The 25,973-nt window shown below is 64.9% G+C and carries 26 protein-coding genes and 3 pseudogenes; 17 read left to right on the forward strand and 12 right to left on the reverse strand.

All coding sequences use genetic code 11. From position 1 onward, the window contains the following. Positions 1 to 57: 57 nt before the first annotated feature. The gene (locus HK415_RS18705; protein ID WP_171561895.1) at positions 58 to 990 is read right to left on the reverse strand and encodes a LysR family transcriptional regulator; all 933 of its coding nucleotides are present in this window, start codon (positions 988 to 990) and stop codon (positions 58 to 60) included. A gap of 46 nt (positions 991 to 1,036) precedes the next feature. Continuing rightward, positions 1,037 to 1,971: pseudogene (locus tag HK415_RS18710) on the reverse strand (glutathione S-transferase family protein). A gap of 188 nt (positions 1,972 to 2,159) precedes the next feature. Between HK415_RS18710 and HK415_RS18715 the strand changes: the two are divergent. The 6 genes from HK415_RS18715 to HK415_RS18740 all read left to right on the forward strand — a co-directional run bounded on the left by HK415_RS18715 (position 2,160) and on the right by HK415_RS18740 (position 5,418). Continuing rightward, a complete protein-coding gene (locus tag HK415_RS18715) occupies positions 2,160 to 2,501 on the forward strand; it encodes a DUF4148 domain-containing protein (protein ID WP_171561897.1) in 342 nt (113 codons plus the stop codon). Between the two features lie 88 nt (positions 2,502 to 2,589). Then, on the forward strand, positions 2,590 to 2,985 hold the full coding sequence (locus HK415_RS18720; RefSeq protein WP_171561899.1) for a DoxX family protein: 396 nt from the start codon (positions 2,590 to 2,592) through the stop codon (positions 2,983 to 2,985). A gap of 197 nt (positions 2,986 to 3,182) precedes the next feature. Then, positions 3,183 to 3,635 (forward strand): hypothetical protein, encoded by a 453-nt coding sequence (locus tag HK415_RS18725; protein ID WP_171561901.1) that lies wholly within the window; start codon positions 3,183 to 3,185, stop codon positions 3,633 to 3,635. A 147-nt stretch (positions 3,636 to 3,782) separates the two neighbouring features. After that, positions 3,783 to 4,136 carry a DUF1428 domain-containing protein gene (locus HK415_RS18730; RefSeq protein ID WP_171561907.1) on the forward strand — a complete coding sequence of 118 codons (354 nt, stop codon included), beginning with the start codon at positions 3,783 to 3,785 and terminating at the stop codon, positions 4,134 to 4,136. 83 nt (positions 4,137 to 4,219) lie between these two features. Then, positions 4,220 to 4,807 (forward strand): hypothetical protein, encoded by a 588-nt coding sequence (locus HK415_RS18735; protein WP_171561908.1) that lies wholly within the window; start codon positions 4,220 to 4,222, stop codon positions 4,805 to 4,807. A gap of 5 nt (positions 4,808 to 4,812) precedes the next feature. Continuing rightward, the gene (locus HK415_RS18740) at positions 4,813 to 5,418 is read left to right on the forward strand and encodes a hypothetical protein (RefSeq protein ID WP_171561909.1); all 606 of its coding nucleotides are present in this window, start codon (positions 4,813 to 4,815) and stop codon (positions 5,416 to 5,418) included. Between the two features lie 6 nt (positions 5,419 to 5,424). On the opposite strand, the gene HK415_RS18745 is transcribed toward HK415_RS18740, so the two are convergent. Continuing rightward, on the reverse strand, positions 5,425 to 6,414 hold the full coding sequence (locus tag HK415_RS18745) for an MBL fold metallo-hydrolase (protein ID WP_171561910.1): 990 nt from the start codon (positions 6,412 to 6,414) through the stop codon (positions 5,425 to 5,427). Positions 6,415 to 6,552: 138 nt separating this feature from the next. Here HK415_RS18745 and HK415_RS18750 point away from each other — a divergent pair, with 138 nt between their 5' ends. Both HK415_RS18750 and HK415_RS18755 read left to right on the forward strand, forming a co-directional pair. Beyond that, on the forward strand, positions 6,553 to 6,810 hold the full coding sequence (locus HK415_RS18750) for a helix-turn-helix domain-containing protein (protein WP_171561912.1): 258 nt from the start codon (positions 6,553 to 6,555) through the stop codon (positions 6,808 to 6,810). Next, positions 6,807 to 8,206 (forward strand): annotated as a pseudogene (locus HK415_RS18755) (amidase). Before HK415_RS18750 ends, HK415_RS18755 begins: the two are co-directional and overlap by 4 nt. 195 nt (positions 8,207 to 8,401) lie before the next feature. Here HK415_RS18755 and HK415_RS18760 read toward each other — a convergent pair. The 4 genes from HK415_RS18760 to HK415_RS18775 form a co-directional block, all read right to left on the reverse strand. Beyond that, entirely contained in the window at positions 8,402 to 8,623 is a 222-nt protein-coding gene (locus HK415_RS18760; RefSeq protein ID WP_171561914.1) for a hypothetical protein, read from the reverse strand. 175 nt (positions 8,624 to 8,798) lie between these two features. Next, a complete protein-coding gene (locus tag HK415_RS18765) occupies positions 8,799 to 9,092 on the reverse strand; it encodes a hypothetical protein (protein WP_171561917.1) in 294 nt (97 codons plus the stop codon). Continuing rightward, positions 9,029 to 9,379, reverse strand: a complete 351-nt coding sequence (locus tag HK415_RS27255; protein WP_171561918.1) for a nucleotidyltransferase domain-containing protein — start codon at positions 9,377 to 9,379, stop codon at positions 9,029 to 9,031. The genes HK415_RS18765 and HK415_RS27255 overlap by 64 nt, the downstream gene beginning before the upstream one ends. Positions 9,380 to 9,504: 125 nt before the next feature. Continuing rightward, entirely contained in the window at positions 9,505 to 9,648 is a 144-nt protein-coding gene (locus tag HK415_RS18775) for a MarR family transcriptional regulator (protein ID WP_171561921.1), read from the reverse strand. Between the two features lie 430 nt (positions 9,649 to 10,078). Here HK415_RS18775 and HK415_RS27260 point away from each other — a divergent pair, with 430 nt between their 5' ends. From HK415_RS27260 to HK415_RS18815, 9 genes and pseudogenes are all read left to right on the forward strand, one after another. After that, on the forward strand, positions 10,079 to 10,669 hold the full coding sequence (locus HK415_RS27260; protein ID WP_373684618.1) for a DUF6884 domain-containing protein: 591 nt from the start codon (positions 10,079 to 10,081) through the stop codon (positions 10,667 to 10,669). Between the two features lie 396 nt (positions 10,670 to 11,065). After that, positions 11,066 to 12,163, forward strand: coding sequence for a DGQHR domain-containing protein DpdB (gene dbpB, locus HK415_RS18780; RefSeq protein ID WP_309246860.1), 1,098 nt, complete (start codon positions 11,066 to 11,068; stop codon positions 12,161 to 12,163). Next, positions 12,160 to 13,452 (forward strand): tRNA-guanine transglycosylase DpdA, encoded by a 1,293-nt coding sequence (gene dpdA / locus HK415_RS18785; protein ID WP_171561925.1) that lies wholly within the window; start codon positions 12,160 to 12,162, stop codon positions 13,450 to 13,452. The genes dbpB (HK415_RS18780) and dpdA overlap by 4 nt, the downstream gene beginning before the upstream one ends. After that, a complete protein-coding gene (dbpB, locus tag HK415_RS18790) occupies positions 13,453 to 14,520 on the forward strand; it encodes a DGQHR domain-containing protein DpdB (RefSeq protein ID WP_171561927.1) in 1,068 nt (355 codons plus the stop codon). Next, positions 14,517 to 15,229: pseudogene (gene queC, locus HK415_RS18795) on the forward strand (7-cyano-7-deazaguanine synthase QueC). Before dbpB (HK415_RS18790) ends, queC begins: the two are co-directional and overlap by 4 nt. Next, positions 15,229 to 16,323: a 6-pyruvoyl trahydropterin synthase family protein gene (locus HK415_RS18800; protein ID WP_171561929.1), complete on the forward strand. Its 1,095-nt coding sequence runs from the start codon at positions 15,229 to 15,231 to the stop codon at positions 16,321 to 16,323. Before queC ends, HK415_RS18800 begins: the two are co-directional and overlap by 1 nt. Positions 16,324 to 16,327: 4 nt before the next feature. Further along, positions 16,328 to 16,957: a 7-carboxy-7-deazaguanine synthase gene (gene queE / locus HK415_RS18805; RefSeq protein WP_171561931.1), complete on the forward strand. Its 630-nt coding sequence runs from the start codon at positions 16,328 to 16,330 to the stop codon at positions 16,955 to 16,957. After that, entirely contained in the window at positions 16,957 to 17,406 is a 450-nt protein-coding gene (locus HK415_RS18810) for a 6-carboxytetrahydropterin synthase (RefSeq protein ID WP_171561934.1), read from the forward strand. The genes queE and HK415_RS18810 overlap by 1 nt, the downstream gene beginning before the upstream one ends. Positions 17,407 to 17,617: 211 nt before the next feature. Continuing rightward, a complete protein-coding gene (locus HK415_RS18815) occupies positions 17,618 to 17,830 on the forward strand; it encodes a hypothetical protein (RefSeq protein WP_171561936.1) in 213 nt (70 codons plus the stop codon). A 60-nt stretch (positions 17,831 to 17,890) separates the two neighbouring features. Here the strand turns inward: HK415_RS18815 and dpdD are convergent, their stop codons facing one another. The 5 genes from dpdD to HK415_RS18840 are packed head-to-tail and all read right to left on the reverse strand — an operon-like array spanning position 17,891 to position 25,832. Beyond that, positions 17,891 to 20,152, reverse strand: a complete 2,262-nt coding sequence (gene dpdD, locus HK415_RS18820; protein WP_171561939.1) for a protein DpdD — start codon at positions 20,150 to 20,152, stop codon at positions 17,891 to 17,893. Next, the gene (gene dpdK / locus HK415_RS18825) at positions 20,139 to 20,495 is read right to left on the reverse strand and encodes a phospholipase D-like domain-containing protein DpdK (RefSeq protein ID WP_171561941.1); all 357 of its coding nucleotides are present in this window, start codon (positions 20,493 to 20,495) and stop codon (positions 20,139 to 20,141) included. The genes dpdD and dpdK overlap by 14 nt, the downstream gene beginning before the upstream one ends. After that, the gene (locus tag HK415_RS18830; protein WP_171561943.1) at positions 20,486 to 20,665 is read right to left on the reverse strand and encodes a hypothetical protein; all 180 of its coding nucleotides are present in this window, start codon (positions 20,663 to 20,665) and stop codon (positions 20,486 to 20,488) included. Before HK415_RS18830 ends, dpdK begins: the two co-directional genes overlap by 10 nt. After that, positions 20,662 to 25,479 carry a protein DpdJ gene (dpdJ, locus tag HK415_RS18835; protein WP_171561944.1) on the reverse strand — a complete coding sequence of 1,606 codons (4,818 nt, stop codon included), beginning with the start codon at positions 25,477 to 25,479 and terminating at the stop codon, positions 20,662 to 20,664. Before dpdJ ends, HK415_RS18830 begins: the two co-directional genes overlap by 4 nt. After that, complete coding sequence (locus tag HK415_RS18840) at positions 25,476 to 25,832, reverse strand: hypothetical protein (protein ID WP_171561946.1); 357 nt, start codon at positions 25,830 to 25,832, stop codon at positions 25,476 to 25,478. The genes dpdJ and HK415_RS18840 overlap by 4 nt, the downstream gene beginning before the upstream one ends. Between the last annotated feature and the right edge of the window lie 141 nt (positions 25,833 to 25,973).

Consider the following 25,973-nt stretch of genomic DNA (forward strand, 5'->3'; position numbering starts at 1 on the left):
TGTGTCGCGGTTCGGGCTGCGCCGCTCACCCCGACCTACCAACCACCACGAACCACTTCAAGGCTGCGGCAGGTCGAGGCCCAGGCCCTCGACCGTCTTGCGCGAGTGATCGATCAGGTAGTCCATGAAGGCCCGCGTGCGCGAGGGCATGTACTTGCGGCTCGGGAGCGCGGCCACCATCGCCAGCCGCGCCGTGATCCAGGGCGCCAGCACGCGCTTCAAGGTTCCCGCATGCAGCAGCGGGGCCAGCAGGTCCAGGGGCTGGCTGCTGATGCCGCCGTCTTCCAGCGTGGTGCGCAGCAGCGTGTCGGTGTGGTTGGCGGTCATCACGGCCGGCACTTCCAGTTCCTTGACCGCGTCGTCGTTGGTCGGGTCCAGCAGGCGCATCGGCCCCAGGCGCACGTTGGGCAGGCGCAGGCGCAGCACGCGGTGGCGCAGCAGGTCCTCCGGCACCTTCGGTTCTCCGTGGCGCTTCAGGTAGCCGGGTGCGGCGCAGAACACGGCCTGGGTCAGGATGATGGGACGCGCGATCACGTTCGGGTCCACCAGCGCGGTGCTGCTCATGACGGCCAGGTCGAACTCGTGGACCGCCGGGTCGGGCGAGTCCTCCACGTGCACGTCGATCCTCACGTTCGGGTGCAGCTTCTGGAAGGCGGCGATCGCGGGGCCCAGCGTGTGCGTGGCGGCCACCGGCGGCGCGAGCACGCGCACCAGGCCGCTCATTTCCTGCGTCTCGGCCTGCACCATGGCGTCGGCGTCGTCGATCTCCGCCAGGATGGGACGCAGGCGCTCCAGGTAGCGCTCGCCGGCCTGCGTGAGTGACAGCCGGCGCGTGGTGCGCTGGAGCAGGCGCACGCCCAGGTGCTGCTCCAGGTCGCTCACCAGGCGCGTGACCACCGCCGGCGCCAGTTCCATCCTGCGCGCCGCCGCCGCGAACCCGCCCTCCTCCACGACCTGCTGGAACACCCGCATGGATTGAAGCCGGTCCATCTGCACCTCATCGATTGACGAGGGCGATTATCGACCGGGGTTGCGCTCACTCCTCCAGGAACGCGAGCCGCGGACCCGCCGGCACCACCCGCGTCGGGTTGATGTGCGGATGGCTCATGTAGTAGTGCCGCTTGATGTGGTCGATGTTGACCGTGTCGCGGATGCGGGGCACGCGCACCAGCGCGCGCAGGTAGCGCGACAGGTTCGCGAAGTCCTCGATGCGGTTGCGGTTGCACTTGAAGTGGCCGACGTACACCGCGTCGAAGCGCGCCAGCGTCGTGAACAGGCGCCAGTCCGCCTCGGTCGGCTGGTCGCCCACCAGGTAGGGGCGCTGGCCCAGCTCCGCCTCCACCCAGTCCAGCGCGGCGAACAGGCGTTCGAAGGCGCGCTCGTAGGCATGCTGCTCGGTCGCGAAGCCGCAGCGGTACACGCCGTTGTTGATGTTGTCGTAGACGAAGGCGTTGACGCGGTCGATCTCCTCGCGCAGCGGCGCGGGATAGAGATCCACCCCTTCTTCCTCGCGAAGGCATCGAACGCGTCGTTGAACATGCGCAGGATCTCGCTCGACTCGTTGCTCACGATGCTGCGGGTCTTCTTGTCCCACAGCACCGGCACCAGCACGCGGCCGGTGTAGTTCGCATCGGCCGCGGAATACAGCTGGTGCAGGTAGTCGAAGCCATGCAGGTGGTCGGGCAGCGCTTCGCTGAAGGCCCAGCCCTGCGTCATCACGGGCTCGACGACGGAAACGGAGATCGCTTCTTCCAGGCCCTTGAGCGCGCGCGCCACCAGCGTGCGGTGCGCCCACGGGCAGGCCAGCGACACGTAGAGGTGGTAGCGCCCCGCCTCGGCGGGGAAGGCGGTGGAGCCGTCGGCGCTGACGCGGCCGCGGAACTGCGAGCTGGTGCGGACGAACTCGCCCTGGCTGGCGCGCGTGTCGTACCAGCCGTCGTGCCACTTGCCCTGTTCGAGGAATCCGCTCACTGGTGATCTCCGTTGGCGCTGCGGCGCCACATGGGGATTGGAGCGCGTACTGGACGAGGGATTGTTGCCATATCGTCAACGTCACATGGCGAGTTTGCTGGTTTTTCTTGACGCTTTCGACGCCTAAAGTCCATCCCATGCCGAGAGCGATGTCGCTAGCGGCTCTTTCAACCACCAGGAGACTCGACATGAACCGCACCCTCGCCATCGCCATCCTCGCCACCGCTGCTGCCGCCGGCAACGCCTTCGCCGACGACATCACCGTCGACACCAAGCCCTTCTCTTCGAGCCGCAGCCGCGCCGAAGTGCAGGCCGAAGCCGCCCAGTACCGCCAGTCCGGCGTGAACCCCTGGTCCACTTCCTACAACCCGCTGCGCGGCTTCCAGGGCACGCAGACCCGCGACCAGGTCGTGGCCGACTACATCGCCTCGCGTGACCGCGTCGCCGCGATGACGCGTGAAGACAGCGGCTCCGCCTACCTGGCCCGCCGCGCCGTGCAGGCGCCGGCGACGATCGCCAAGGCGCAATAAGCGCATCCATCCAAAAACTGAAGGAGACATGACATGAGCAAGACAAGCATTCGCCGCGTGGTCGGCACCGACGCCGGCGGGGCCCCGTGTGCTGCTGCGCGTGGTGGTCGGCATCCTCTTCGTCGCCCACGGCGCGCAGAAGCTGTTCGGCTGGTTCGGCGGCTACGGCCTGGAAGGCACGGGCCAGTGGATGGCCTCCATCGGCCTCGGCCCGGGCTACCTGATGGCTCTGCTGGCCGGCAGCGCGGAATTCTTCGGCGGCCTGGCGCTGATCCTCGGCGTGCTGGTGCGGCCGGCGGCGATCGGTCTTGCGATCACCATGGTCGTGGCGATCTTCAGCGTGCACTTCCAGAACGGCCTGTTCATGGACAAGAACGGCTACGAGTACGCACTGGCGCTGCTGGTGGTGGCCGTGTCGCTGGCGATCAGCGGCGCAGGCAAGGCCTCGGTGGACGCGCAACTGCAGCGCGCCTACGCGGACTGACCTTCCTTGCGCGCGGACGGCGCCCTCCGTCATCCCCGCGCAGGCGGGGACCCAAGGCGTCCCAACGAAAGCGGCCACTGGCCGCTCTTCCTTTTGGCCCGTCCGCGGTTGCATTCCGTTGCGATCCCCCACCGCCCATCCCGCCCCGCCCGCACCTCGTCCCCCGCGTGTCCTTTGCGCGACCAATGCGTTGACGCATGAACCCCCACGGCAATCCTTCGCAGTCCCAGGAGGGACGAAACATGAACAGCAAGGCATGGATGGTCGCGGCCGCAGTGCTCGCGGCGGGCTCGGCGCAGGCAACCTGCTACAGGGTCTACGGTGGCGATGGCTCGATGATCCTCGAGAGCTCCACGACGCCGGTGAACCTCTCGCAACCGATCGGCGACACCGTTCCGGAGAAGTTCGGCCAGGGCGCGTTCATGACCGTGTCGGACCTGACGGTGTTCTGCAAGGACCGTCGCGGAGCGGGCGGGCAGAAGACAGTGGCGGCCTTGCAGGGGAAGAAGGGGACGCAGCTGAAGCTGAAGGCACCGAACTCGCGGGAAGCGAAGGAGCTTGAAGCGCAACTGCAGGCACTGGAAGCGCCGGCCAAGCCGCAGGAGCAAGGGGCAGCGCCCGAAGCGGCCGAGAAGGTCGCCGCCGAATAGAAGAGGCGGCGCCCCGCCTTCCTTCCGTTGGTGCCCCACGGCCCAGCAGGCAGGCGTTACAAAGCTCCTTGTCGAAAGTGCCCGGCGTCGATCGTCGTGTCGATGCGGGGGCCGCCTTTCGCGGCCGCGCTACCCAAGGAGATTGGCATGAACTATGTGGATGGATTCGTCATCGCCGTGCCCACGGCCAGCCGCGACAAGTACCAGCGCATCGCGCAGAACGCCGCGGCCGTGTTCAAGGAGTTCGGCGCGCTGTCGGTCGTGGAATGCTGGGGCGACGACGTGCCCGAGGGCAAGGTCACGTCCTTCCCGATGGCGGTCAAGCGCAAGGACGACGAGACCGTGGTGTTCTCGTGGATCGTGTGGCCGTCCAAGGCGGTGCGCGACGAGGGCATGAAGAAGACCATGGACGACCCGCGCATGCAGGAAGGCATGAACCCCATGCCCTTCGACGGCCAGCGCATGATCTTCGGCGGCTTCCAGGTGATCGTCGACGCGTAGCCGGGCACGAGGACGGCGGGTAACCGATTTCATTCGTTGCACCCGCAAACACGCCGCGCGCGGTGCGGTGAGACAGTCGCCGCATGGCAGAGAGTTTCCTGGATTTCGACTTCGGCACGGGCGTGGCTTCGGGTGCGCTCACTGCCTTCTTCCTGTGCGTGGCGGCCCACCTGTGGGTCCAGCGGCTGCTGCCGCTGGTGCGGCGCTTCTGGTATCGGGGCGTAAACATCTCGGGTGAATGGAAAGGGCTGGGCACCGGCTACACGCCCGCGCACGGAGAGTGGAGCGAGCTGGTGCTGGCCCTGCAGCAGGACGGGCGCCAGGTCCGCGGCACAGTCACCTTGCAGTGCCGGTCCGCGGGACACGCGTTCGACGTCCGGCTCCAGGCCACGGGCAAGGTCACCGAGGGCTACGTGGCGCTGAGCCTGTCCCCGACGGGCGAGTCTGTCCCCTCGCCGGCGACCGCGCTGCTGAAGATCGAGGACCGCGGCGCGGCGCTGAACGGGCAGCTGCTGTACCGGCACCCCTTCCTGGACATCGTCGACGTCATCGACATGTCCGTGCACCGCGCCCATTCCGCGGCGTCGGCGCAGCTGCGTCCGGCCGCCGCACCGGCGCCGCATGCCCTGCCCGCGGCCGCGCGCCTGCCGGCCGGCACGGCGCTGGACTGAGCGCCATGCGAGCGTCGCACGTGCTGCGCGCCCTCGCGGCGCTGCTGCTGCTTGCGCTGGCGGGTGCGTCGTTCGCCAGCGGCGAACTCCGGTACGCCGCCGCCGGCGTGGCCATCTTCGCGCTGGTGGAAATCGCCCTTGCCCTGCGTGCCAGGCGCGAACGGACCGCCGCCGTGCGGGACCGCTCGCGCGTGAGCGCCATCCGCGTTGCCTGCAGCGAAACCGAGGGCATCCTCACGATCGCGCTGGCCGGCAAGGCGCAGGGGCACACTGGCGCACCCTATGTGCTGCTCACGCGCACGCTGCCGCGCGGCCCGGCGGGCTCGGACCTGCAGGACGAGCGCCCCTACCTGGAGCTGGGTGCGCCCAAGTGGTCCATGCACGGGGCCATCCGCGAAGCCAGCCTGACGCCGCGGCTGCTGCGCCTGGCCTTGCACCCGGAGGCCGCCGGTTCGCTGGGCGCCGGCGAAGTGCGCGTTGCGCTGCCGGCGGCGCAGGACCCGCGCGCCCTGGAGCGCGCGCTGCGCAAGGTCCTGCGCGGGGTGGCCTTCACCAGCGAGCGCTCGATGCCGGAAGAGGAGGCGCCGGAGGCTGCAGCGGAACTGGCTTGAAGATCGTCAGGAGATCTGGAAGCGCGCCTTCTGCGCCCGCGCGCATTCGTTCAGGATGCGCATCGACCGATCCGCGACCTCGCCGCCCGTCACGAAGGGGTTGGGTCCGGACGGAGTGGCCCGCAGCGCCGCCAGCTTGGCCACGGTGCCGTCGTAGCCGGGGTGGTTGCTCAGCATGACGTCGACGGAGCGCCGGGCGGCGACCTGCCGCATGCGCTCGGTCTGCGCGATGTAGTCGTCGAGCCGGCCCATGTCGCGGCCGAAGTTGAAGGAGGTGCCGCCCCAGATCATGGCGCGGTGCGTGCGGCCGCCGGCCTTGACGTCGAACACGGGCGAGATGGTGCCCAGCGTGTGGCCCGGCGTCACGTGGAAGGTGATGGTCGAATCGCCGAGGGTCAGCGTGTCGCCGTCCTTGATCGCGATGTCGCGCCTGGGCGGGCGCCCCCATTGCGGCGAGTCGAACTCCAGGCCCGTCTCCATCATGTGCCAGTCGATGGCGCTGGCCACCACGCGGCTGCGGTACTTCTCCACCAGCATGGGCGCGCCGCCGTAGTGGTCGCCATGGCCGTGGGTGACCACCACGTACTTGATCTGCGCCGGGTCCAGCCCGAGCTTGCGCATGCCGCCCTCGATGAGGGCGCGCGCCTCTAGCGGGTTGTTGAGCGCATCGATCAGGATCAGCCCCTCGCTGGTCTTGAGCACCCAGGCGCTGACCCAGCCCGAGCCGACGAAGTAGAGGTTGTCGAAGGCCTGCCCCGGCTCGGGCGCGGGCGCCGCGATCATGCGCTGCAGCAGCTGCTCGACGGCCGACCCGCCCGCCCGCTCCGCCGGCTGGGGGCGGCACACCGGCAGCAGGTACTTGAGGTCCTCGCCGGCCAGCGTGGTGGCGCGGGCGACGTGGGCGTCGACGGTGGCCTGGGTCACGGGGGCCGGCGGCGTGGCGCAGGCGGTGAGGGCGGCTGCGGCGATGGCGAGCCAGGCGAGGCGGGTGGTCATGGTGTCTCCTTTGTTCGTGGCGCCCGACGGCGGCGGAGCCATTCTCCGGAGCCGGGGCGGGCGGGTCCAGCGGCATTTGCGAATGGGTCCATGAAGGGCACTTCATGAAGGGGCGCGGCGGCGGTGACAATGATGTGCATGGCCCAAGGCAAGCGCATTTCTGCTGACATTCCCGAGGCGGTGCTCCAGTCCATTCGCGAGCTGGGTGCCGCGGCGAAGCAGGCGCGCTTGCAGGCAGGCGAAGGCCAGGCGGCGGCCGCGGCGCGGCTGGGGGTGCACGTGCAGACCATCGGCCGCATCGAAGCGGGCGAACCCGGCGTCGCCATCGGGCACGTGCTGGGGCTGCTGGCCTTGTACGGGATGACGACAAAGGCGCAAGCCGCGAGGAAACCATGAGCACCCGGGACCTCACCCAGCTGCCCGTCCACGCGCTCTCGCGCCGGTTGCAGGACCAGACACTTTCCCCCGTGGAGGTGGTGGATGCCTACCTGGCGCGCATCGCGCAGAAGGATGCGAAGCTGCACGCGTACACCGAGGTGTTCGCGGACGAAGCGCGCCTGGCCGCGCGCGGCGCTGAAGCGGCCATCCGCTCCGGCCACTCGGTGGGCCCGCTGCACGGCGTGCCGATCGCGCTGAAGGATTTGGTCGAGATCGAGGGCAAGGTGGTCACCGGCGGCTGCGAGGCGTGGACGCAGCGCGTCGCCACGCGCACCGCCACGCTCGCGAAGAAGCTGGTGGCGCAGGGCATGATCGTCCTGGGCAAGACCCACACCGTCGAATTCGCCATGGGCGGCTGGGGCACCAACACGCGTCGCGGCACGCCCTGGAATCCCTGGGACCTGCAGACGGCGCGCACGCCGGGCGGCTCCAGCAGCGGCTCCGGCGTGTCGGTCGCCGCCGGGCTCACGCCCTGGGCGATCGGCACCGACACCGGCGGCTCGGTGCGCCTGCCCGCCTCGTGGTGCGGCATCACGGGACTGAAGACGACCATCGGCCGCGTCAGCACCCATGGCGTGCTGCCGCTGAGCCCGACGCTCGACACGCCCGGGCCCATGGCGCGATGCGTGGAGGACGCCGCGCTGCTCTACGCGGTGCTGCAGGGCGCGGACCCGCTCGATCCGCTCACGCGCGGCCTGCCTTACACCGATCCGCTGCCCACGCTGAAGCGCGGCGCGGCGTGCGTGGCCTGCGCCTGGCGCGCATGCCGGAGGTGGAGCGCCAGCATGCGTCGGCCGAGGTGCTGGCGGCCTACGACCGCTCGCTCGCTGACCTCGAGCGCCTGGGCGCCGAGATCGTGCCGCTGGAGCTGCCCTTCCTGTTCGCCGACATCGCCGCCCACAACCTGCGCATCATGGCGGCGGAGAGCTACACGCTGTACCACGCGCTGGTCGACGACGCATCCGCGCCGCTGGACCCGCACGTGCGCCCGCGCATCGCGGCCGGCCGCAACGTCAGCGCGCGCGAGTACATCGAGGCGCTGCGCATGCGCGACGTGATGAAGCAGCAGTTCGCGCAGGCGATGCAAGGCATGGACGCGCTGCTCACGCCGACGACGATGACCACCGCGCTGCCGCTCGAGCAGGTCGACCAGACCAAGGCGCCGGCGCACTACACGCGCTTCGGCAACTACCTGGACCTCACCGCACTGGCGCTGCCGAACGGCTTCGACGCGAGCGGATTACCAACTTCCCTGCAAATCGTCTGCCGGTCGCTCGACGAGGCGACGGCCTTGCGCGTGGGCTGGGCCTACCAGGATGCGACGGACTGGCACCTGCGGCGGCCGGCGGTGTGATCCCGCCGACGCAAGGAGAGCGGCGCCCGGAACGCTCGCCTACGATGCGCGTAGCTCGTTCCCGGGAGATGCCGACTTGAGAACCGCCCTTTTCCTGCTGTTGGCTGTCGCCCTGGTCGGCGTTGCCGTCCTTGCCTGGCTGGGCCGGCTGCCGCTGAAGGTGCCCCAGGCGAGTCACGATCCCGACACGCCCTTCTACTTCGTCCAGCCGCCCGCGTGGGCCATCGTGTGCGCCGGCCTCGGGATCGGCTTCTTCCACCTGGCCCTCCACGCGAAGTTCTCCTTCTTCGTCATGCTGGCCTTGCCGGCCGGCATCTGGCTGGGCCTGGTGGGCCGGATGATGCTGGCGAGGGCCGAAGCCAGCGGTGAAGAGCAGGCGCCGCTTCCGTGGTCGCAGCGCGAGCTGGCCGGCGCCATCCTGGGAGGGGGTGTGTCGGGGCTGCGGTGTGGATCGTCGCGTCGGTGGGTAGCAATCCGCTTACTACGCTGGTGTCCGTGCCCCTGGTCGTTTACGGCCTCGTCGCCGCGGGGCGCTGGATGGGCGCGGTCGCCGCTGGGGTCGTGGCGGGTGAAATGGCGCGCTGAACCGCAGTCAGGCGTTGAGGTATCCGAGCAACCGCGGCACGACCCGGTTCATCACGTCCAGCGCATATTCCACGTCCTGCGCCGAAGGCTCGATGCCCTGGTACTGGTTGTTCCGCATGAGGTTGGAGACGGTGTCGTAGCCGGCCCCGAGGCGCGTGCTCGCGGAGTTCGCCTTGCGTGCCGCGTCGGCGGCCTTCCCGCCGGAGATCTTCACCCAGCCTTCGATGGACACCGTGTTCACCGGTGCCTTGCGGAAGACCTTGCTGCCTTCCTGCCGGAACTGTTCAGGCTTGCGCAGCACGGACGTCTCCCTTCAGCGGGCAGGGGGCTTCGCAGGAGCTCCAGCACGAAGGCATTCCGGTCAGCGAGCGCCTGCCGCCAGGCCGCGGGCGAGTAGGCCAGCACGTTCACGGGTCGACCCAGTTCGCGGCCTGTCGCCTTGAACAGCGCTTGTGCCTTCAGCTGGGGAAGGTCGGTGAGCAGCAACACGTCGATGTCGCTGGTTGCATCGGATTCGCCCCGCGCGGCGGATCCGAAGATTGCCGCCGCTTCGACCTTTTCTCCCAGCGTCTCAACCTGCTCCGACAACAGCTGGCTCGTGCGGGTGTCCTGCTGCAGCAGCAGCTGTGCGAGGGGGCAAGGCCCGGATCGCGCGAGGCTTGGAAGACCGGCACGCCGCGTTCCATGCGACGCTCGACCAGGCCGACGTCGGCCTACCGGCGCAGCCAGCGGGAGGCGTTGCTCGGGTCGATGCCGGCGAGGGCGGCGAGCTCTCGGGTGCCGAAGGCGCGTGACGGCTGCTCGTACAAGCAACGCAAGGCCTTGTAGCGGCCGGCGCCGCCGAGGAGTTCGGTCATCAAAGCCGTATTCATTGTGGTGGATAGCACAACGGTCGTTGTGAATTCAGCAACGCCGAGCTTCCGCTCCCTTGGGAAGAGAAGGTCCGTCCGTGAAAGCCAGTTGCCCTGGCAGTCTCACGTATTCCTGAGCCTGCACGGACTGGCTGAAAGTGGCGCTGCTTGGCAAGGCGAAGGGGCGGCGTTCGAACGCGCCCTACGTCCTGCTGTCGCGCCGACTGCTCGGCGCGCCCGGTGCGGAGCTACGTGACGACCGACCTTGCCTTGAGCTCGGCGCGCCGAAGTGGTCCGTGCATCGCGGCATCCGGGAGGCGTGCCTGACGCCGCAGGAGTGGGGTGAAAAGTACACTGCGAGTTGTAACTCCACCGCAGTTTCCATTGGCGTTACAAATATGTTGTGCTACAGTAAATCGCACCTTACGGTGTCCGCGTGTCCACTTTATTCATTGTTCTAACGAACTGCACCGCGCGCAAGCGGGGTGGGTTCCCTCCGTTTCGATTCTCCAGTTCGTTGCTCGGCAGCGATCTGCCGGGAACCGCAAGACGCTGGTCCGCACAGTTAGGCGTTCATCGACCGCAGATTCCTGCGTGTCAGCTTTACGCCGGTCGTTCGATCGCAGATGCCAAACGTGTCGCGGACCATCTGGCCGCGTCGTTGTATGTTGCGTCTGCCGGCTACGGACTCATTAATGCAAACCAATTAATCGCCCCGTACGACCTTACTGCATCTGATTCGGATTCAGGTCTGCAGTCGGCCCTACACCATCATGAAGCTTCGACAACTCATTGGTGGGATGCTTTATGTGGGGCCAAAGGCGTGGCAGAGCTTTTCTTGTTGAGCACCGTGAGGCTGTTCTGCTCGCCGCTCTTCCCGCAAGTTACGTCGCAATGCTTGAGGCCGACTTGCTGCGGATACCAGCGCAATGCCTCCCGCGCCTTCGCCTCTTCACTTCGGCCGTCGGTGGCCGGCAATTGCCCAAGAAATTGGTGCCGGCCTTGCTGCCATACGATGATCGACTAGAGGTAATCGAGGGGTACACAGGTACTCGCGCGGACTTTCCTCAGAGGGCACTCAGGCATTTTGTTGAGGAACTCCGCGGACACCAAATGGACCAGATCTCCGGACGGAAGGTCGTGGAGAAGGCGCTCGCACGGAAACGGGTCCCAACAGCGATTGTCAGATCGCGTGCCGACGATGCGCAAGTCAAGAAAATGATTCGCGACCAATGGCGCGCCACAGGGGGCGCAGTTCGGTCCTCCTGCGGTACCTGCGCGACGACGCGCTTGTCGCGTGTGAGCAAGGTCGCTTTGCTCGCCTGTGGCGCGAAGTACGTCACGAGCGCGCCGCGAAAGTGGCATGACAGTGCGGGCATGACTCAGACTGGTGTGTCTAACGAAAAGCACGAGGTGGTTGTTCGTGCCTTGCATACGGTTCAGGGACGGCATTGACGTTTACGCGTTCTTTGTCAGGGGCGCTGACATCGTTAGCCTGGCAGACATTTCGCGCATCAGCCGAGACGAGAATGACAGCTTGAAAGGCTTCCAACGCCCGGAGATCCGTTCGCACGTGAAGGGCATCGTGGAGTACCTGAATCAGGGCACCATCCTGTTCCCCAACGCCATTATTTTGGCGCTTTCGCCTCAGGTTCACTTCGCTGCGTCGCGCGGTACGCGCCCCATAGGCGACGAAGGAATTGCCCAAAGCGGCACTCTCACGATTCCTGTCCTGGAAGAAGGAAAGCGTGCCGCGTGGATAGTGGATGGACAGCAGCGGTCGCTGGCGCTTTCACAAGCTGAGAACCGGGATATTCCGGTCCCCGTCGTTGGGTTTGTCTCCAACCGTCTGGATGTCCAGCGCGAGCAGTTCATCTTGGTCAATAAGGCGAAGCCTCTGCCAGGCCGCCTTATCAACGAACTATTACCCGAGACGGGTAGCGTTCTGCTTCCAAGAGACCTCAGCGTACGGAAGGTTCCCGCGGAGTTGTGCGATCAGCTGAATCGCGATCCTGGATCACCCTTCTACCAGCTCATTAAGAGACCGTCGGACGGGTCGGCCGGCAAAGCTGTTGTCACTGACACGGCTGTGGTCACGATGATTCGGAACAGCATCAACAACCCGCTGGGTGCGCTCGCCACATATCGCATCACCAGCAACGGCCGTGACACGGCCGACCTCGAGAGGATGTACAAGCTGCTTGTCAATTTTTGGGCGGCGGTGAAATCGACCTTCCCTGACGCGTGGGGCCTCGACCCACGCCAGAGCCGGTTGATGCACTCCGCCGGCGTCATGGCCATGGGCGTGTTGATGGACCGAATCTACGCGCGCACCTCGCCACACGAAGACATGCGTTCAGTGCAGCGTGAACTGCAGAAGGTGGCGTCGGTCTGTCGTTGGACATCCGGGAGTTGGGACAGCCTTGGCATTGCATGGAACGAAATCGAAAACACAACGCGAGACATTCGTCGCCTCCAAACCGCCTTAGTCCAGGCTTACGTGGGTGGAGGTGAGCGATGAAGTTCCTGTACTCGGACACCCAGGACTACGTTGACCCCCAGTACGACTTCTTGACGGACTCGTCCCCGGCAAATCGGGAGCGGTATTGGCATGACCAGTACGCTCACGAAATCATGGACCAAGCACCGTACGACGGATTGCTCATTTCCATGAGTGCAATTCGCAAAGCAGACGGCGTCGCTGCTTCAAAGGTGAGGTATTCGACAGCGGAAGAGCAGCGACTGCTGCGTGAAGGCGCGCGACGATTTCTGCGCTTTGGCGGACCAAAGTATCGCGATCTGATGCTCATGGGCGATTGCGGAGCATTCGCCTATGTCGAGCACCCCGAACCCGCATACAAACCGGACGACGTGGTGGAGTTCTATTTAGATGCAGAGGTCACCCACGGAGTCTCACCCGATCACATCATCTTCGCCTGCGACGCAGCCAATCCGCCGGTATCGGACGTACCAGAGGACATCCGTCGCCGATACGAGATTACCTTGGAGAATGCTCGCGTATTTCGGAAGCTTGTTCGCAAAGAGGGAGACGACTTCGAACCTATAGGGCCGGTTCAAGGCTGGTCGCCAAAGAGCATGGCGGAAGCCGCTGCGGCCTTGGTGAAGATGGGGTACGACTACCTTGCCATCGGAGGCCTGGTTCCGCTTAAGGTCCCCGCGATCAAGGAGGTTCTGCAGGCGATTCGCGCCAAGGTTGGAATGCGGCCCAAACTGCATCTTCTGGGGTTCGCAAAGGCGGATCACATCGGTGAATTCACTGGGTATGGGATCACCAGCTTCGACTCTACATCTCCTTTGATACGCGCATTCAAGGACAAGGAGTCCAACTATTATCTGGACAACGGCCGAGGCGGGCTCGACTACTACACGGCGATCCGAGTGCCACAGGCCTGGGAAAACGCACGACTAATGCGAGGCGTAAAGCGTGGGCTGTTCGACGCAGAAGATTTGAAGATGCGAGAGGAGCGCACCTTGCGTACGCTGCGAGAGTATGACCAGAAGAAGCGGTCAGCGGAGGAGACTCTGGATGCCGTCATGGACTACTCGCAGTTCCTTGTCCGCGGAGATGGGAGCGGCGCAACTGCACAGGACAAGGCTCTCGCCAGCATGCGAGAGCGCGTTCAGCGCACCCTTGAAGACCGACCGTGGAAGTCCTGCAGTTGTGCGATCTGCCGAACTGCGGGGGTGGAAGTGATCATTTTCAGAGGCAGCAACCGGAACAAGCGGCGCGGCTTTCATAACCTCGGCGTTTACCACCGCCACGTCCAGAAAACGCTGGAGAAAAAATAGATGGCCACCTTTCGATTCCCCGCGTTACGCGCTCAGCAAGCGCCTGAGCACGACGTCTTTGTTTTCGCTGCGGAGCCGAAGCAGGTCCTTCAGTTCGCGCAGATTGAGCGCGTCGGCAGAACGGACGCCGGTGAACTGAAAGGCTTCCAGCGTCATCAGATCTCCTCGCATATTAAAGACATCCGAACCTACATGGCTCGGGAAGACGCACTGCTGCCTAACGCAGTTATCGTTGCGTTTCTTGAGGGAGTGACGATTCACCGGAACAAAGACGGGCGTGTCGATGTTTCGATAGACGCACATAAAGGACCGCCAGGCTTTGTTGTAGATGGTCAGCAGCGGCTTACCGCCTTATCAGGATTAGACAAACCTGGGTTTCAGGTGTTTGTCTCGGCTCTCGTGTGCAAGAACTACGACGAACTGCGCCAGCAGTTCGTTCTGATTAATAGCACCCGGCCTTTGCCGAAGACGTTGATCTACGAACTGCTTCCCACCGTGGAGGGCCTGCCTGAACGCTATACGGCGCGCCGCTTCGCGGCCCGAGTGGTTGAGCGGCTTAACTTCTTCGGCAGTCCGGCACTACGTGGGGAGATTCGTCAGCACACGAACCCAGCGGGAGTTATCAGCGACACGGCGATGCAGAAGTTGGTCATCAATTCCGCGGCCCATGGAGCCGTGCGCGATCTGGTTACTTACGAAGACCGTGAGGATCGTGCCGTGGCGCTGATCGATGAGTACTTCACGGCGGTGGCGCGCGTGTTTGGAGGCGAGTGGACTGGCATGTCTCCGCGTCACTCACGCTTACGACATGGAGCAGGGATTGTGGCGATGGGCTTTGTCATGGACCTGCTCTACGCAAATCAAGGAGCAACCTCGGCTGACGATTTTGCCGCCGGTCTTCAATTGCTGAAGCCCCACACGGCTTGGACGTCCGGCGTATGGAAAACGGCCGACTACAACATTCCCTGGAACGACATCCAGAACACGCCCAATGATATTGATCTCCTCACGCATCACTTAGTGTCCACAACGAAACGGCAACTGCGGAAGCTGCGGAGGGTTGCATAGTGGCCAAGCACACGTCTGCTCTGGTTCTTTTCTCCGGAGGTCAGGATTCGGCGACCTGCCTCGTTTGGGCGCTTCGCCGGTATCAGCGGGTAGAGACCATCGGCTTTGACTACGGTCAGCGCCATGCAGTCGAACTGGCCTGCCGGCAGTCGTTCCTAACTGCGCTGAAATCGAAGTACCCAGAGTCAGCGACTAAGCTGGGTGAGGACCACTTGATCGACCTCACCGTGCTAGGTCAGATAAGCGATACGGCACTGACGCAGCAGAAGGCGATCCATTTCGAGAGAGCTCCGGTCTGCCGAGCACCTTTGTACCCGGCCGCAATCTGCTGTTTCTTACCTTGGCCGCGGCCGTTGCGTACCGACGCGGTCTGAGCGTACTGGTGGGCGGCATGTGCGAAACCGATTACTCCGGATATCCGGACTGCCGCGATGACACCATCAAGGCAATGCAGGTCGCACTGAGCCTCGGACTCGACTCGCGCTTTGTGCTCGAGACGCCGCTGATGTGGATTGACAAGGCGCAGACATGGTCACTCGCGGAGCAACTTGGCGGTAAGGATCTTGTAGATTTGATCCGAACTGAAACTCACACATGCTATCTCGGCAACCGGACGACATTTCACGAATGGGGCTACGGTTGTGGCGAGTGCCCGGCGTGTGATCTGCGACGCAAGGGCTACGAGGAATACGTCCGAGGTCCTAAGTAATGTGCGCCGCACAGCTTTCAGTTGCCACGTCTGGATTCGAGGCCGCCAGGCAGGTGGCGATCCTGCCGGAACGGCACCGCAGCCGTCGACTTCACGGGCACAGCTTCGCCGCCACGGTATTCGCCGAGATGGCAAACGGAGCAGTGAGTTTTCCCGGTGCTGAAGTGGGTACTCTCTCGGAGCGACTCGAGGCGTGCATCGCGCCACTGAATTACGCATTCCTCAACGACCACCTAGAGATGCCCACGGACGAAAACCTGGCCCGGTGGATCTGGCAGCGTCTCGGTGTTCGTGGCATTGCGCGGGTTGCTCTCCAGAGCACGTCCGGCAGTGGCGTGGACCTCGACCGCGGCCGTGCGGCGCACGTGTGGCGGCGGTACCGGTTTCAGGCGGCCCATCGCCTTCCCAACGTTGCGGCAGATCATAAATGTGGGCGGATGCACGGGCACGGATTCGAAGTGGTCATCCACGCCAATCAGGATCTCGGCGCCCGCCACATGAGCATCGACTACGACCACCTCGACGAATTATGGGCGCCGCTGCACTTTGAACTTAACTACCACTCCCTCAATGAAATCGAGGGGCTGCAAAATCCCACCAGCGAGGTGATTGCCGCGTGGATCTGGCGGAAGTTGAAGGTGGGCTTGCCCGAGCTCTCCTGGGTAACCGTGTACGAGACCGCGTCTTGTGGTGCGAACTTCGATGGCCGGGAATACCGGATCTGGAAGGAGTTCAGCTTCGACAGTGCGACCGCGCTGCGGCACGCGCCCCAGGGGAACGCGAGGGGCGGGCTTCATGGTCACACATATCAATTGCGACTGCACATGAAGGCGCCACTTGATGAAGCCATGGGCTGGACGATTGACTTCGGTGACGTCAAGAAGAACTTCGATCCGATCTTTAAGGCGCTAGACCACCAGCCATTAACCGAAATGGACGGCTTGCGCGACGGCGATACCGGCAGTCTCGCAGCGTGGATCTTCGCGCAGGCGCGTCCCAAGATTCCCGAGCTCTCCCGCGTCGATCTGTACGAAACTCCGGGCTGTGGGACTCTACTTGCGGAGAGTCTCGCCGGCCCCTGCATGCCCGTCTGACACTATGTACTCGGTCAAGGAAATCTTCTACACGCTGCAGGGCGAGGGCTTGCGTGCAGGGCGGCCCGCGGTGTTCTGCAGGTTTGCCGGATGCAATCTGTGGACTGGGCGCGAGGAGGACCGGCAACGGGCGATTTGCCAGTTCTGCGACACCGACTTCGTCGGCACAGACGGCAGCGGGGGCGGCAAGTTCCGAACGGCCCTCGAGTTGGCTCGCGCCATAGCCGCCTTCTGGCCAGCCGGAGAGGGCCACCGCTACGTGGTGCTCACTGGCGGCGAGCCACTGCTGCAAGTTGACACGGCACTTGTAAACGCGCTTCACGCTGAAGCTTTCGAAATCGCCGTCGAAACGAATGGAACCTTGCCGGCTCCTGCCGGCATCGATTGGATTTGCGTCAGCCCGAAGGCGGGCGCCGCATGGGTGCAGCGAACCGGAGCAGAGTTGAAGTTGGTGTACCCCCAGCGGGGCCTAATGCCGAACGAGGTCGAGTTAGCAGGATTCGATCACTACTTGTTGCAGCCAATGGATGGACCGGCCGCCGCCGATAACACCCGCCGGGCCATAGAGCACTGTCAGGCGCATCCGGGCTGGCGGCTTTCAGTCCAAACACACAAGATATTGGAGATTCGCTGATGGACGCATCGTCTCCTGTGGTGAGCACGCTTTCCACGGCCCGGGTAGATTCGCGAACAGAGGTTTGCGAACTGTCTCAGCGCTTCTTCTTCGAGGCCGCCCACACGCTGCACCGCTCCATCGAAACCGAAGGAAGTTTGCGTATCCATGGCCATACCTACGAGGCCGAAGTGACGCTGTGCGGCCGACCGGACCCCCAAACGGGCATGCTGATAGATCTGGGCTACCTGCGCTCCGAGATTGCTCGGGTACGGGAGTTGCTGGACCACCGCTTCTTGGACGAGGTGGCCGACTTGGGTCCAGCGACGCTGGAGAATCTGTGCGCCTTCCTTCGCAGACAGTTGCAGGCCAACCTGCCCTTGCTGTGTTCCGTGATGATTGAGCGTCGCGCCAGCGGCGACAAGTGCGTCCTGCGCTGGCCCGTAGCCTCCAACATCTCAATGCAATGACGTCCTCTCTTGCGCTCTCGTCAATCGGCGATGTGCTCGTGGTGGCCGACCAGTTCTTCGGGATTGCCGACATACTGCATCGGCGACTCAATAGCGGCCTGAACGGGGTTGGGCAGATCCAGCCGGCAGCGGACTTGTACGGACTTCTGGTGGAGGAGTACGGGTTGCGGGCACGCGCGCCATTCTGCGCAACGACGCCGCGGCGCATGTCGTGGACAACACTACGATAGAGCAGACCAACTTGGTAAATGTGCTGACTCAGGCGGGCGAGGCAATCGCGCGGGCAGACGAGTTGGCGCAGTTGCGCTGGGTGATTGCCGGCGTGAGCACTTTGTGTGTGGGGATCAGTCCGGGCAAGGGGCGGGTGGTGGATTTTCTAGTGAAGAATATGGCTGCGGACCTGCAGGGTTTCCGCACGGCCTGATTGCTGGCTGAATCGGGCGAGGCCGGCATCGACTAGCAACTACCTGGGCACTGATAATCGTCATGAGGCCTGGGAAGCTCGCTTCGCCATGAACTGAGCGACCGCGTCCACCATACTGCTCGTACCCGCGCCTTGCGCCATCTCCAGTGGTTGGTCGGGCCGGCTTGCAGCCTTGATGCAGTAGTAGGCTGCGTGCTTGCTGGTCTTCCAAGCGAAGACGAAGATCGCAGACCGTTGCACCAAGGCCTTCAGTTGCGGAGTGCAGACGGAGTCCGAATTCAAGCGCACGTCAATGGGCCCGTACGTCGACTGGAGGATTTGCACCGCCCGGCGACCTGCAGCCTCGTCGAGGGTATAGATGCCAATGGTTCCCACCTCTGCACTCTGGCGGCCTGCGGAGGAGCCGGGTGCCGTGACACGCTGCGGAAGAGCCAGGTCGATCCCGGCCTCTTGTGCCAGCATGAGCAGCATCGCAATTTCAAGCTCGCCTATCCTGCTGGCAAATTCCTGACCGGCGACCGTCGTGGCGGTTAGCAGGCGCAGTCGGGCCGCTGGTTCGGGACAGGCCTCCATCGCCAGCACGTCGCAGACGTCCAGCGCCCATCGCATGTGATGTGGGGAGCGCACCTGCTCGAAGACGAGGCCGATGTCCTCAAGGGTTTTTGCATACTCAGGTGCGGTCAGGCCCGCCTGCACCAGATGCTTGAGCACATCACGCACCAGCCTCAAGTCCACATCACTGAACGTGCCTGGCAGCCGCAAGGTCTCCAACAGCGCGGCATACACAGGCTTGCACTGGGGGCGGGGCTCTGCCCTCGCCACAAACACCTCGTGCCAGAGCGGTGCGATGCGACCGAAGACAGCGGGGTACTCCAGGGCCAGTTGCTCCAGAAGGTTGGCTGCTTCGGTGCCGAAGTCTTGCTCGCGCAACAGTTCATCGACCTCAGCCACCCGCGCCCATTCCTTCCAGCGGTCGACATAGGCATCGATGCTCTCGCCGAGGTTAGGATGCCAAGCCATGCGCTGCGCCCAAGTCATCTGGTCGGCAGGGGCGAGTCGGGCGAGTTCCCGAACGCGCGGCCAGGTTTTCGGACAGCGTGCCTCCACATCGGCCTGAACAGGAGGAGGCGCCGCCTCGATGCGCTCCTTGAGCGCCTGAGCCCGCTGCAAGTTCCTGGATTCGTCGACGCACCGGATCAGCGCGCGCAGGACGTCGACGCTGTCCGGCAGCGGCCACAGCAGGTCTGTGGCCCGGTCGAACTGCTCGTGCTCGTAGGCCTGCCAAGCGTCACTGGCAGGGTCCACGGGGGTCTGCAGGTGGGTCACTGCCTGTCGCACTTGCGCCTCCAGCGCACCCCAGGCGCCGCCTGGCAGTTGCTGCAGGAGTAGATTGACGACTTCCGCCTGGGGCGACGGCTGCAGTAGTTCGAAGAGCACGAACGCCTTGAGGACCGCCGGGCGCTGCGACTGCCGACGCGTGCGGAACAGGGGGTAGGCCCGTTCAAGGAGGTTGCCCTTGAACTCCTCCAAGACCCTGTCCAGCGGTGCACCCTGCTCGAACGGGAAGACATCCGCCATGTACAGGCCCTCGAGGACGTCCCCGTAAGTTTCCTGCGGCAGATTTAGCTTGGTTAGGGTGCTCAGCAGGCGATGGCCGGCGATACGGTCCCAGTGCTCGAGTCCTGCAAACAACCGGATTTCGAGGTAGAGGCGGTTTTCCGCGGAGATCCCGAACCGGTCCCTCATTGCGGACAGGGCCAAGTGGGCGGCCCGCTCGTCGCGCGCCAGCAGCGCGCGGTCGAAGTCGGCACGCAGCGCGTCAAAACTCTTTGGAATGCGCGCCACTATGGCGGGCCGCCGCTCCAGTAGGTCGCGGTACATGCGCCACTTGTGCAGCAGACGGCCGTCCTGTTCCGGGCCCTGTGTCCACATGACGAAGTGACGCAACCCGCCGCGCCTGAGCAGGGGCTGTGCATGGCGGTCGGCATCAAACCGGCCGTCCTCGGGCAGGCGGAACCAGGCATAGGTGGGACCGATGAAGGCCTTCAGTTCGGCCTCTAAGGCCCGCAATTGGCACTCGCTGGCCGCGCAGGCATACCAGACGGTGAAGACGTCGCCCTCAAGCCGTACCGGTAGCAGTAGCGGCCTGTCCACCTGACCCTTAGCGTGGTGCCACAGCTCGCCTTGCAGTGCCGCCATGGTGGGAGCCAATTCCTCGGGGCAGTCCTGCGGCAAGAGCCGGAACAAGTTGGGCGGCCTGAAGAAGCCGGCTTGCAGTTCCAGTGCCTGAGTGGCTGCCGCGTCTGTTTCAGGGGTGCTCATACGAATCGAAGTGGGCCCGGGCCTCGCCCACGCTCTCCGGCGCGAAGCTGATGTCAACGGATTCGTCCAGCAGGCGGATGCCGTTGCGGGTGAAGTTCATGGAGCCACTGACCAGGATCTGGTCTGTCAGGATGCCCTTGGTATGAAGGTGGCGATGCACCTTCCACAGGCATTGTCCCGAGACACCGGCGTCGGCCAAGGCCTCTTTGAGGCTGGACTCGAAATACCGGTTGTGGTCGTCGGTCCCAACGTGCAGGTGCAACCGTGCGCCGCGGGTGGCGAGCGAGGCCAGAACCTCCACCAAGTGGATGTCGGTTCTGGGCCATTCCGGGTTCAAGGCCATGAAACCCCTTGGCGGTTGTCCAGGATGGGTATGTTGCTAATCCACGGGGCGACGATGAACACGTGCTCGCTGGGCAGTAGCAACTCCTGGGTGAAAACGAAGGCCAGCGCTTCGTGGACCGCGGACTGCGAGGTGGTGGCGTTCTTGAAGATCTTGCGCACGGGCATCACAGCGTCTCCACCAGTTCCAGCCGCAGCACGATGGATCCGACCGTCCGAGCCACCGACAGCAGGCGCGGGTAGACATTGAGGTATTCCATCTGCACCGGCTGGGTAGTCAGGGCCTGCATCACCTGGGACAGCACCTCCCGATCATGGGGCAGCGCCACGCTGGCGCGGCCGCGTTCCCTCAAGCGTGCGTGGACTTGGCCGAGCCAGTTATCCTCGGCCGCGGGCACGGGTTCGTCCGGCGGAGTCAACCATCGGCTCAACACCAGACGCTCCGTGACTGCCGGCACCAAGTCGTATCGCTGCTGCAGAGGCAGCGCATTGGCACGCAATGCATGGCCGCGGGCCCAGATGACCCCCATGAGCATGCTGAACCGCCAAACCTGCCGCTGCGAAGTCGGCGGCGGTTCCAGCCCCGCACCGGCGAACACCGCGTCGATTCGCTGGTCTTGGCTAAAGATGGCGCAGATCACGCGGGCGTCGACCTCTACCTCCAGCCGCTCCTCCAGTTGCGTCCAGGTCTCCAAGAGTTGCGCAAGGATGCGGTCCAGTCCGTCCGGTGTGCCGGGCCGCAGGACCCTGTTGGCGATCGCCGCCACGTACCCGTGGAAGACGCTGTGCCCAGTCTGGACCAGCTGGAACCGTAGTGCCGCGATTGCCTCCTGCGCCTGCTGCGTGTTCTGGCTGTGACGCACGGCCTGCACCCGTCCCAGGAGATCATGGTCCGGCGTTTCTCCACCGATGCGCCCGATAAAGTTGCGCAATTGCTGGTCGATCACCTCGAACTCCGACATGCCCAAGGCAGCTTCAACCTGCTGGTAGAAGCCGACCGGGTCGGTCGCAAGCGTCTCGATGACCTGTTCGATCAGGCCGTTGCCACCCGGATTGATTTCGGTGATCCAGATGCGATGGCCCGGTTCAATCTCGCCACTCTCATTGGGGCCGGCGTCCACGTCGACCGCCAGGTCGTCGCCGTCCACCTGGGGACAACTGGTCTGGATCGCCTCTACCAACGCGGCCGCCAAGGTGTGCTTCATGACCCGGGTCAGCCAGGCGTCCCATGACGCGTCCACCGGTTCCAACAGGTGCTCGCCGATCGCGCGCAAGCTGGCGATGACATCGGTGCGTGCCAGACCTCTGCGCAGCTTGTCGCGTAGGCGATCGGGATCCTTGGCCTGGCCGTTTGCCCCGCGGCCTTCGTCGTCATCGTCGCCGCCTTCGTCGTCGGATGGTGCCGGGGCCTGGAACAGGGTCTCCAAGATGGGCTCCAGCGCCAAGTTTTGGGGGCTCGCGGCGACCCAGTCAAGGGCGGTGCGCAGGTCGTCGCCGTCCTGGGTGCAACGCTGCATGATGGCCGTGAGGAAGATCTCGGCCATCCAGTGGCGAAGGAAGACGTTTGGCTCCAGAGCCTCGAGGCCTTGGCCGTCTCGCGCCTCGCAGAAATATCGGGCGGTTCGCAAGCCCCTAAGAGTGGGTGCATGGTCGAGGTCTACCGCCAAGTGCGGACTCAACGGCAGGTCCAGTTCGAACCTGAGTGCATCGACGTCAATCTCAAAGCCAACGCCACAGGGCCGCCCGCGGTAAGTGAACCGGAAATCGATGCGCTGGTCGACGGTGGACTCCCCGTGCCCGCCGCGGCCGCAAGAGAGCCCCCAAGCGCAGGCTGGCGATAGACCCCACTGCATAACGTCGCACGCAGGTCGGCGACTGGGCGGCATGGGTATGAGCACGCACCCCGGAAACGAGGGCGGCGATCCCCACCCTACCGTGCGGCGGGGGAAGGGGTGGCCCTCGCGACGGGCAAAAACCTGAGAACTCCACACGAGACGCGCATTAGAAGTCGCCTTCACCAGCGGGAAGTTAGGATTGCCGTCGTCGGGCGTCGGCTGGAGTTTGAGAACGCGCGGACGGAAGGCGGGAAGTTGCTCGACCTGCCGGCCATGCTCGACGTGGAAACCTTGGTGGGGCTCCAGGTCGTACCAATCGCTCACTTCGACATCGAGTGTGGGTTCGAGGTCGCTGTCCTGCACTGCCTGGAGCAACCTGGCCTCATCCACTCCCAACCACAGCGCATGGTCATAGCGCTTGGAGACCTTGCCCGGCGCCATCTCGCCCAAGGCCTGCTGCACTGGCAGGTAGGACTCCCGTTCGGCCTGCGGCCGGTCGATGCGGACCTCGGGAAGGCTCAGGTCGCTGAACAGGGTGCCCGGCACGAATTCGGGCAGGGGATGGTTCGTACGGTAGTCCGTTTGGGGCTGGCCGTTGGCCTCCCAATTGCGTTCGAGGCGCCGTAGCGCGGTGGGCGCGGCCTCCAGCAGCAGCGGGCGAGGATGCTCCCAGAGCAGGGCATCCACGCTCTGTCGCGGGAGGTCCAGAGCGGCCATCAAGTGCTGGGCCAGGCTTTCGGCATCGTCGGGTCGGGTCAGCAAGGAATGGAGAAGCCGCTCCATGCGCTTGCGGCGCACGTGGAAGGCAACGCCGCGACGCGCGGCGTGTACGGCCAAGCCGTCTTGCAAGGAACTGACGATCCTCCAGGCATCGGACTCCAGTTTCCCGAATCGCTCTGGGGTGAGCGGAAAGTCGTTAGTGCGGACCAACCCCATCAACGCCTGTTTCATCGCGGGCGTTAACCGGCGATGCGTCTCCGGCGGTCCGGACAGGTCCTGCCAGACCGAGCCCCTTGGCAGACCAGCCTGCATCTGCACGCCCAGGTAGTCCAGCAAGGCGTAGACCGCCTGCATGCGCTGCACGTAGCGATTACCCATGGGCAGGTCACGCGGGGGCAATTCCGGGTCGAAGAACTGCTCGTAGGCTTGGTAGGCTTGGCGGTCGCGGCCATAGTCGGATAGGACCATGATGGTCCAGGGACGCATGTGACGCGTACGTCCTGCGCGCCCTTTGCGCTGCAGGAACTGCGCCATGTCCCGCGGGGCCTTGTGCTGCAGGACCATCCCCACGGCCTCGTCGTCGTACCCCACCTCGAGTGCGGCAGTAGCGACAACGATCTCGGTGTGGTCCGCGACGCCGGAGTCGTAGGCGGTCGTGCGCCCGACCTGGTGGCGCTTGCGCAGGTCGTGCCCAATCTGCACCGGCAGACGCCAGTCCTGGCCGGCTTCATAGCGGCCGCTGTTGACCAGGTCCGGTTGGCGCAGGTGTGCCAAGCCACCATCTGGATGGCGCCGCGTGGCTTCCCGGCCTTGGGCGGTCCGGCCCTCGGCATCCAGCAGGTCCGCGTACAGGCGGTTCGTGGCGTCCATCTGGTCGGTGAACGCGAAGGCACGCCAACCGGCGAACGGCCGGGAGGCCCGGTCGAACTGGCCACGGGTGTCCAGAAGACGGCTGCCGAGCATCAGCGTCTGAATAGACGTTGACAGCAACGCAGCCTGGGACACCGGATCTCCGCGCAGGGCGACCATGTACTCGGCACCTTCGCTGTCCATGTCATCCGGACTGGGCGTGATCTCGCTCACGGCGGTTTCATTAAGCCCGACGAGCGAAGCGAAGAAGCGCTCTCCTTCAGAGATCGTGGCGGACAGTCCCACGAAACTGGCCCGTCTCCCACTCAGCCGAGACCAGCGCCGCAGTAGGTGGGCCACCTGGGCGCCGTAGGTGCCCGAGTAGACGTGCACCTCGTCGAGCAGAACCAGGGAGGGCGTGCGCTCGGCATCCGGTCCCAGCCCGAACAGGTGGCGCATGTCGGAGTCCGCCATCCGCTGGTTCAGCATCTCGACGGAGGTGAACAGGATGTCGGGTGGCTGCTCCTGCATGGATTGGCGCGTCAGGTGCAGGGTAGTGCGGTCGACTTGGTGGCCGCACTTCACGCAGGTCAGGCGCTGCAGTTTCCCCTCAAGGTCCTGCGGCACCACCCCCATCGAGGAATTGCAGCCCGGTGCTGGGCACTTGAAAAACGGGCAGGCACCTTGGTGGTCGTTCCAGGCGTACTTGATGGAAGCGAGCGTGTTCGGCGTATCGCCGTACAGCACGCCCACGCTGATCGGCCGTCCACCGCGGTTGCCCAGCAGGTCGTCGAATTTGCGCGCTTGGCTGTAGACCTCAGACAACTGATCCTTGAGAAGCTCGTTGCGCGGGTAGATTGCCAGGATCCGCACCCCACCCGAGCGCGGGTGGGTCAGTTTCTGGGCGGCGAGCCAGCTTAGCGCGGGCAGGTAGAAGGCCAGGGTCTTGCCGCTGCCGGTGCCGGCGGACACCAGGGTGGCGCTGACGTACTGCTGGTCCAGGGCCCCGAGGATGCGCGAGGCCGCATCCAGTTGAAAGCGGCTGAGTTGCCATCCGGGACTGGCCTTTCCCAGCCAGTGGCGCACGGCGTGAAGGGTCTCCTCGGACTGCACGCTGGATGCCAGGGACTGCTCTGCGTCCTGTATCCCCAGGTTGCGTTTCGGGTAGCGGCGTGGCCGCCATAGCAGGCGGTAGTCGGCCACCAAGGTCGGGGCGGCGGCCCAGCCGGTCGGCCCTTTGTGGCGGGGCATCAACTGGCGCAATCGGGCGAGCAGGCGCAAGCCTTCCGCCATGCGGGTGCGCCAGCGCTGGGGCGCCTCCAGCCCGCGAGCAGGTACCTCGAAGATCAGTCCAAGCAACTTCAGGCGCTCGAGCAGGTCCTCGGCCGTATGCACGGTGCAATCAGCCCGCCCGCGGACCTCCACGTACTTGTCACCCAGGAAGACGCCGTTGAGAACATCATGGACCTCCTGGTCGCCAAGGGCCGAATCTACCAAGCCCCAGACCAGGACCCGCACCTCGCGCTGCTCCAGCGCGTTCAGGGCCGCTTCCACCAGGGCTAGGTCAGCACTGAGCGTCATCGGACGCAGCTCCTCACGATGTACCTTCCCAACTGGTCATTTTTCGACAGCCACGCCAACACGGTGGGCGTGACTAGGGCAAGGGAGGCCCCGCCTGCGTTGAGGGCGCGGAAGAACTCCTCGACGTCGGTCGGAGCGTCAAACCGCAGCCGACCGGCAATCTCCTTGCAACTGTCGATGGCCTGAGCGAAGGCCTCCGGGTCGCTTGCGGATCTCGGATTTTCCATGCTGGCCAGCCGCGAGGCGGCGCGGTACTGCGCCTCGTAATCGGCTAGTAGTGCGTCATTCTGGGGCAGCGGCGAGGCGGTGGCCCGCAGTTGGTGGGAGGGCGTCAGCTGGCGGAATTCCTCCACCTTGAGCGCCCAGGCGCGCTTGACTTGATCCCACGCGGCGCCGGCAGTCTTCTGCGCCGTCTGCAGCAGTCGGACCCAGAGATCCCCTTCCGTCAGGGACTCGATGTCCGCGCGCTGCTCGAGACGCTGAGCCGCTTCATG

The organism is Ramlibacter montanisoli, assembly GCF_013087525.1.
Classification (GTDB): Bacteria; Pseudomonadota; Gammaproteobacteria; order Burkholderiales; family Burkholderiaceae_C; genus Ramlibacter; species Ramlibacter montanisoli.

Excerpts from the sequence above, each read along its gene's own strand:
- HK415_RS18705 (WP_171561895.1), bottom strand. The coding sequence starts at position 990 with ATGGACCGGCTTCAATCCATGCGGGTGTTCCAGCAGGTCGTGGAGGAG.
- HK415_RS18715 (WP_171561897.1), top strand. The coding sequence starts at position 2,160 with ATGAACCGCACCCTCGCCATCGCCATCCTCGCCACCGCTGCTGCCGCC.
- HK415_RS18725 (WP_171561901.1), top strand. The coding sequence starts at position 3,183 with ATGAACCCCCACGGCAATCCTTCGCAGTCCCAGGAGGGACGAAACATG.
- HK415_RS18730 (WP_171561907.1), top strand. The coding sequence starts at position 3,783 with ATGAACTATGTGGATGGATTCGTCATCGCCGTGCCCACGGCCAGCCGC.
- HK415_RS18735 (WP_171561908.1), top strand. The coding sequence starts at position 4,220 with ATGGCAGAGAGTTTCCTGGATTTCGACTTCGGCACGGGCGTGGCTTCG.
- HK415_RS18740 (WP_171561909.1), top strand. The coding sequence starts at position 4,813 with ATGCGAGCGTCGCACGTGCTGCGCGCCCTCGCGGCGCTGCTGCTGCTT.
- HK415_RS18745 (WP_171561910.1), bottom strand. The coding sequence starts at position 6,414 with ATGACCACCCGCCTCGCCTGGCTCGCCATCGCCGCAGCCGCCCTCACC.
- HK415_RS18750 (WP_171561912.1), top strand. The coding sequence starts at position 6,553 with ATGGCCCAAGGCAAGCGCATTTCTGCTGACATTCCCGAGGCGGTGCTC.
- HK415_RS18760 (WP_171561914.1), bottom strand. The coding sequence starts at position 8,623 with ATGGCGCCGGCCAGCTCGCGCTGCGACCACGGAAGCGGCGCCTGCTCT.
- HK415_RS18775 (WP_171561921.1), bottom strand. The coding sequence starts at position 9,648 with ATGACCGAACTCCTCGGCGGCGCCGGCCGCTACAAGGCCTTGCGTTGC.
- dpdA (WP_171561925.1), top strand. The coding sequence starts at position 12,160 with ATGAAGTTCCTGTACTCGGACACCCAGGACTACGTTGACCCCCAGTAC.
- dbpB (WP_171561927.1), top strand. The coding sequence starts at position 13,453 with ATGGCCACCTTTCGATTCCCCGCGTTACGCGCTCAGCAAGCGCCTGAG.
- HK415_RS18800 (WP_171561929.1), top strand. The coding sequence starts at position 15,229 with ATGTGCGCCGCACAGCTTTCAGTTGCCACGTCTGGATTCGAGGCCGCC.
- queE (WP_171561931.1), top strand. The coding sequence starts at position 16,328 with ATGTACTCGGTCAAGGAAATCTTCTACACGCTGCAGGGCGAGGGCTTG.
- HK415_RS18810 (WP_171561934.1), top strand. The coding sequence starts at position 16,957 with ATGGACGCATCGTCTCCTGTGGTGAGCACGCTTTCCACGGCCCGGGTA.
- dpdD (WP_171561939.1), bottom strand. The coding sequence starts at position 20,152 with ATGAGCACCCCTGAAACAGACGCGGCAGCCACTCAGGCACTGGAACTG.
- dpdK (WP_171561941.1), bottom strand. The coding sequence starts at position 20,495 with ATGGCCTTGAACCCGGAATGGCCCAGAACCGACATCCACTTGGTGGAG.
- dpdJ (WP_171561944.1), bottom strand. The coding sequence starts at position 25,479 with ATGACGCTCAGTGCTGACCTAGCCCTGGTGGAAGCGGCCCTGAACGCG.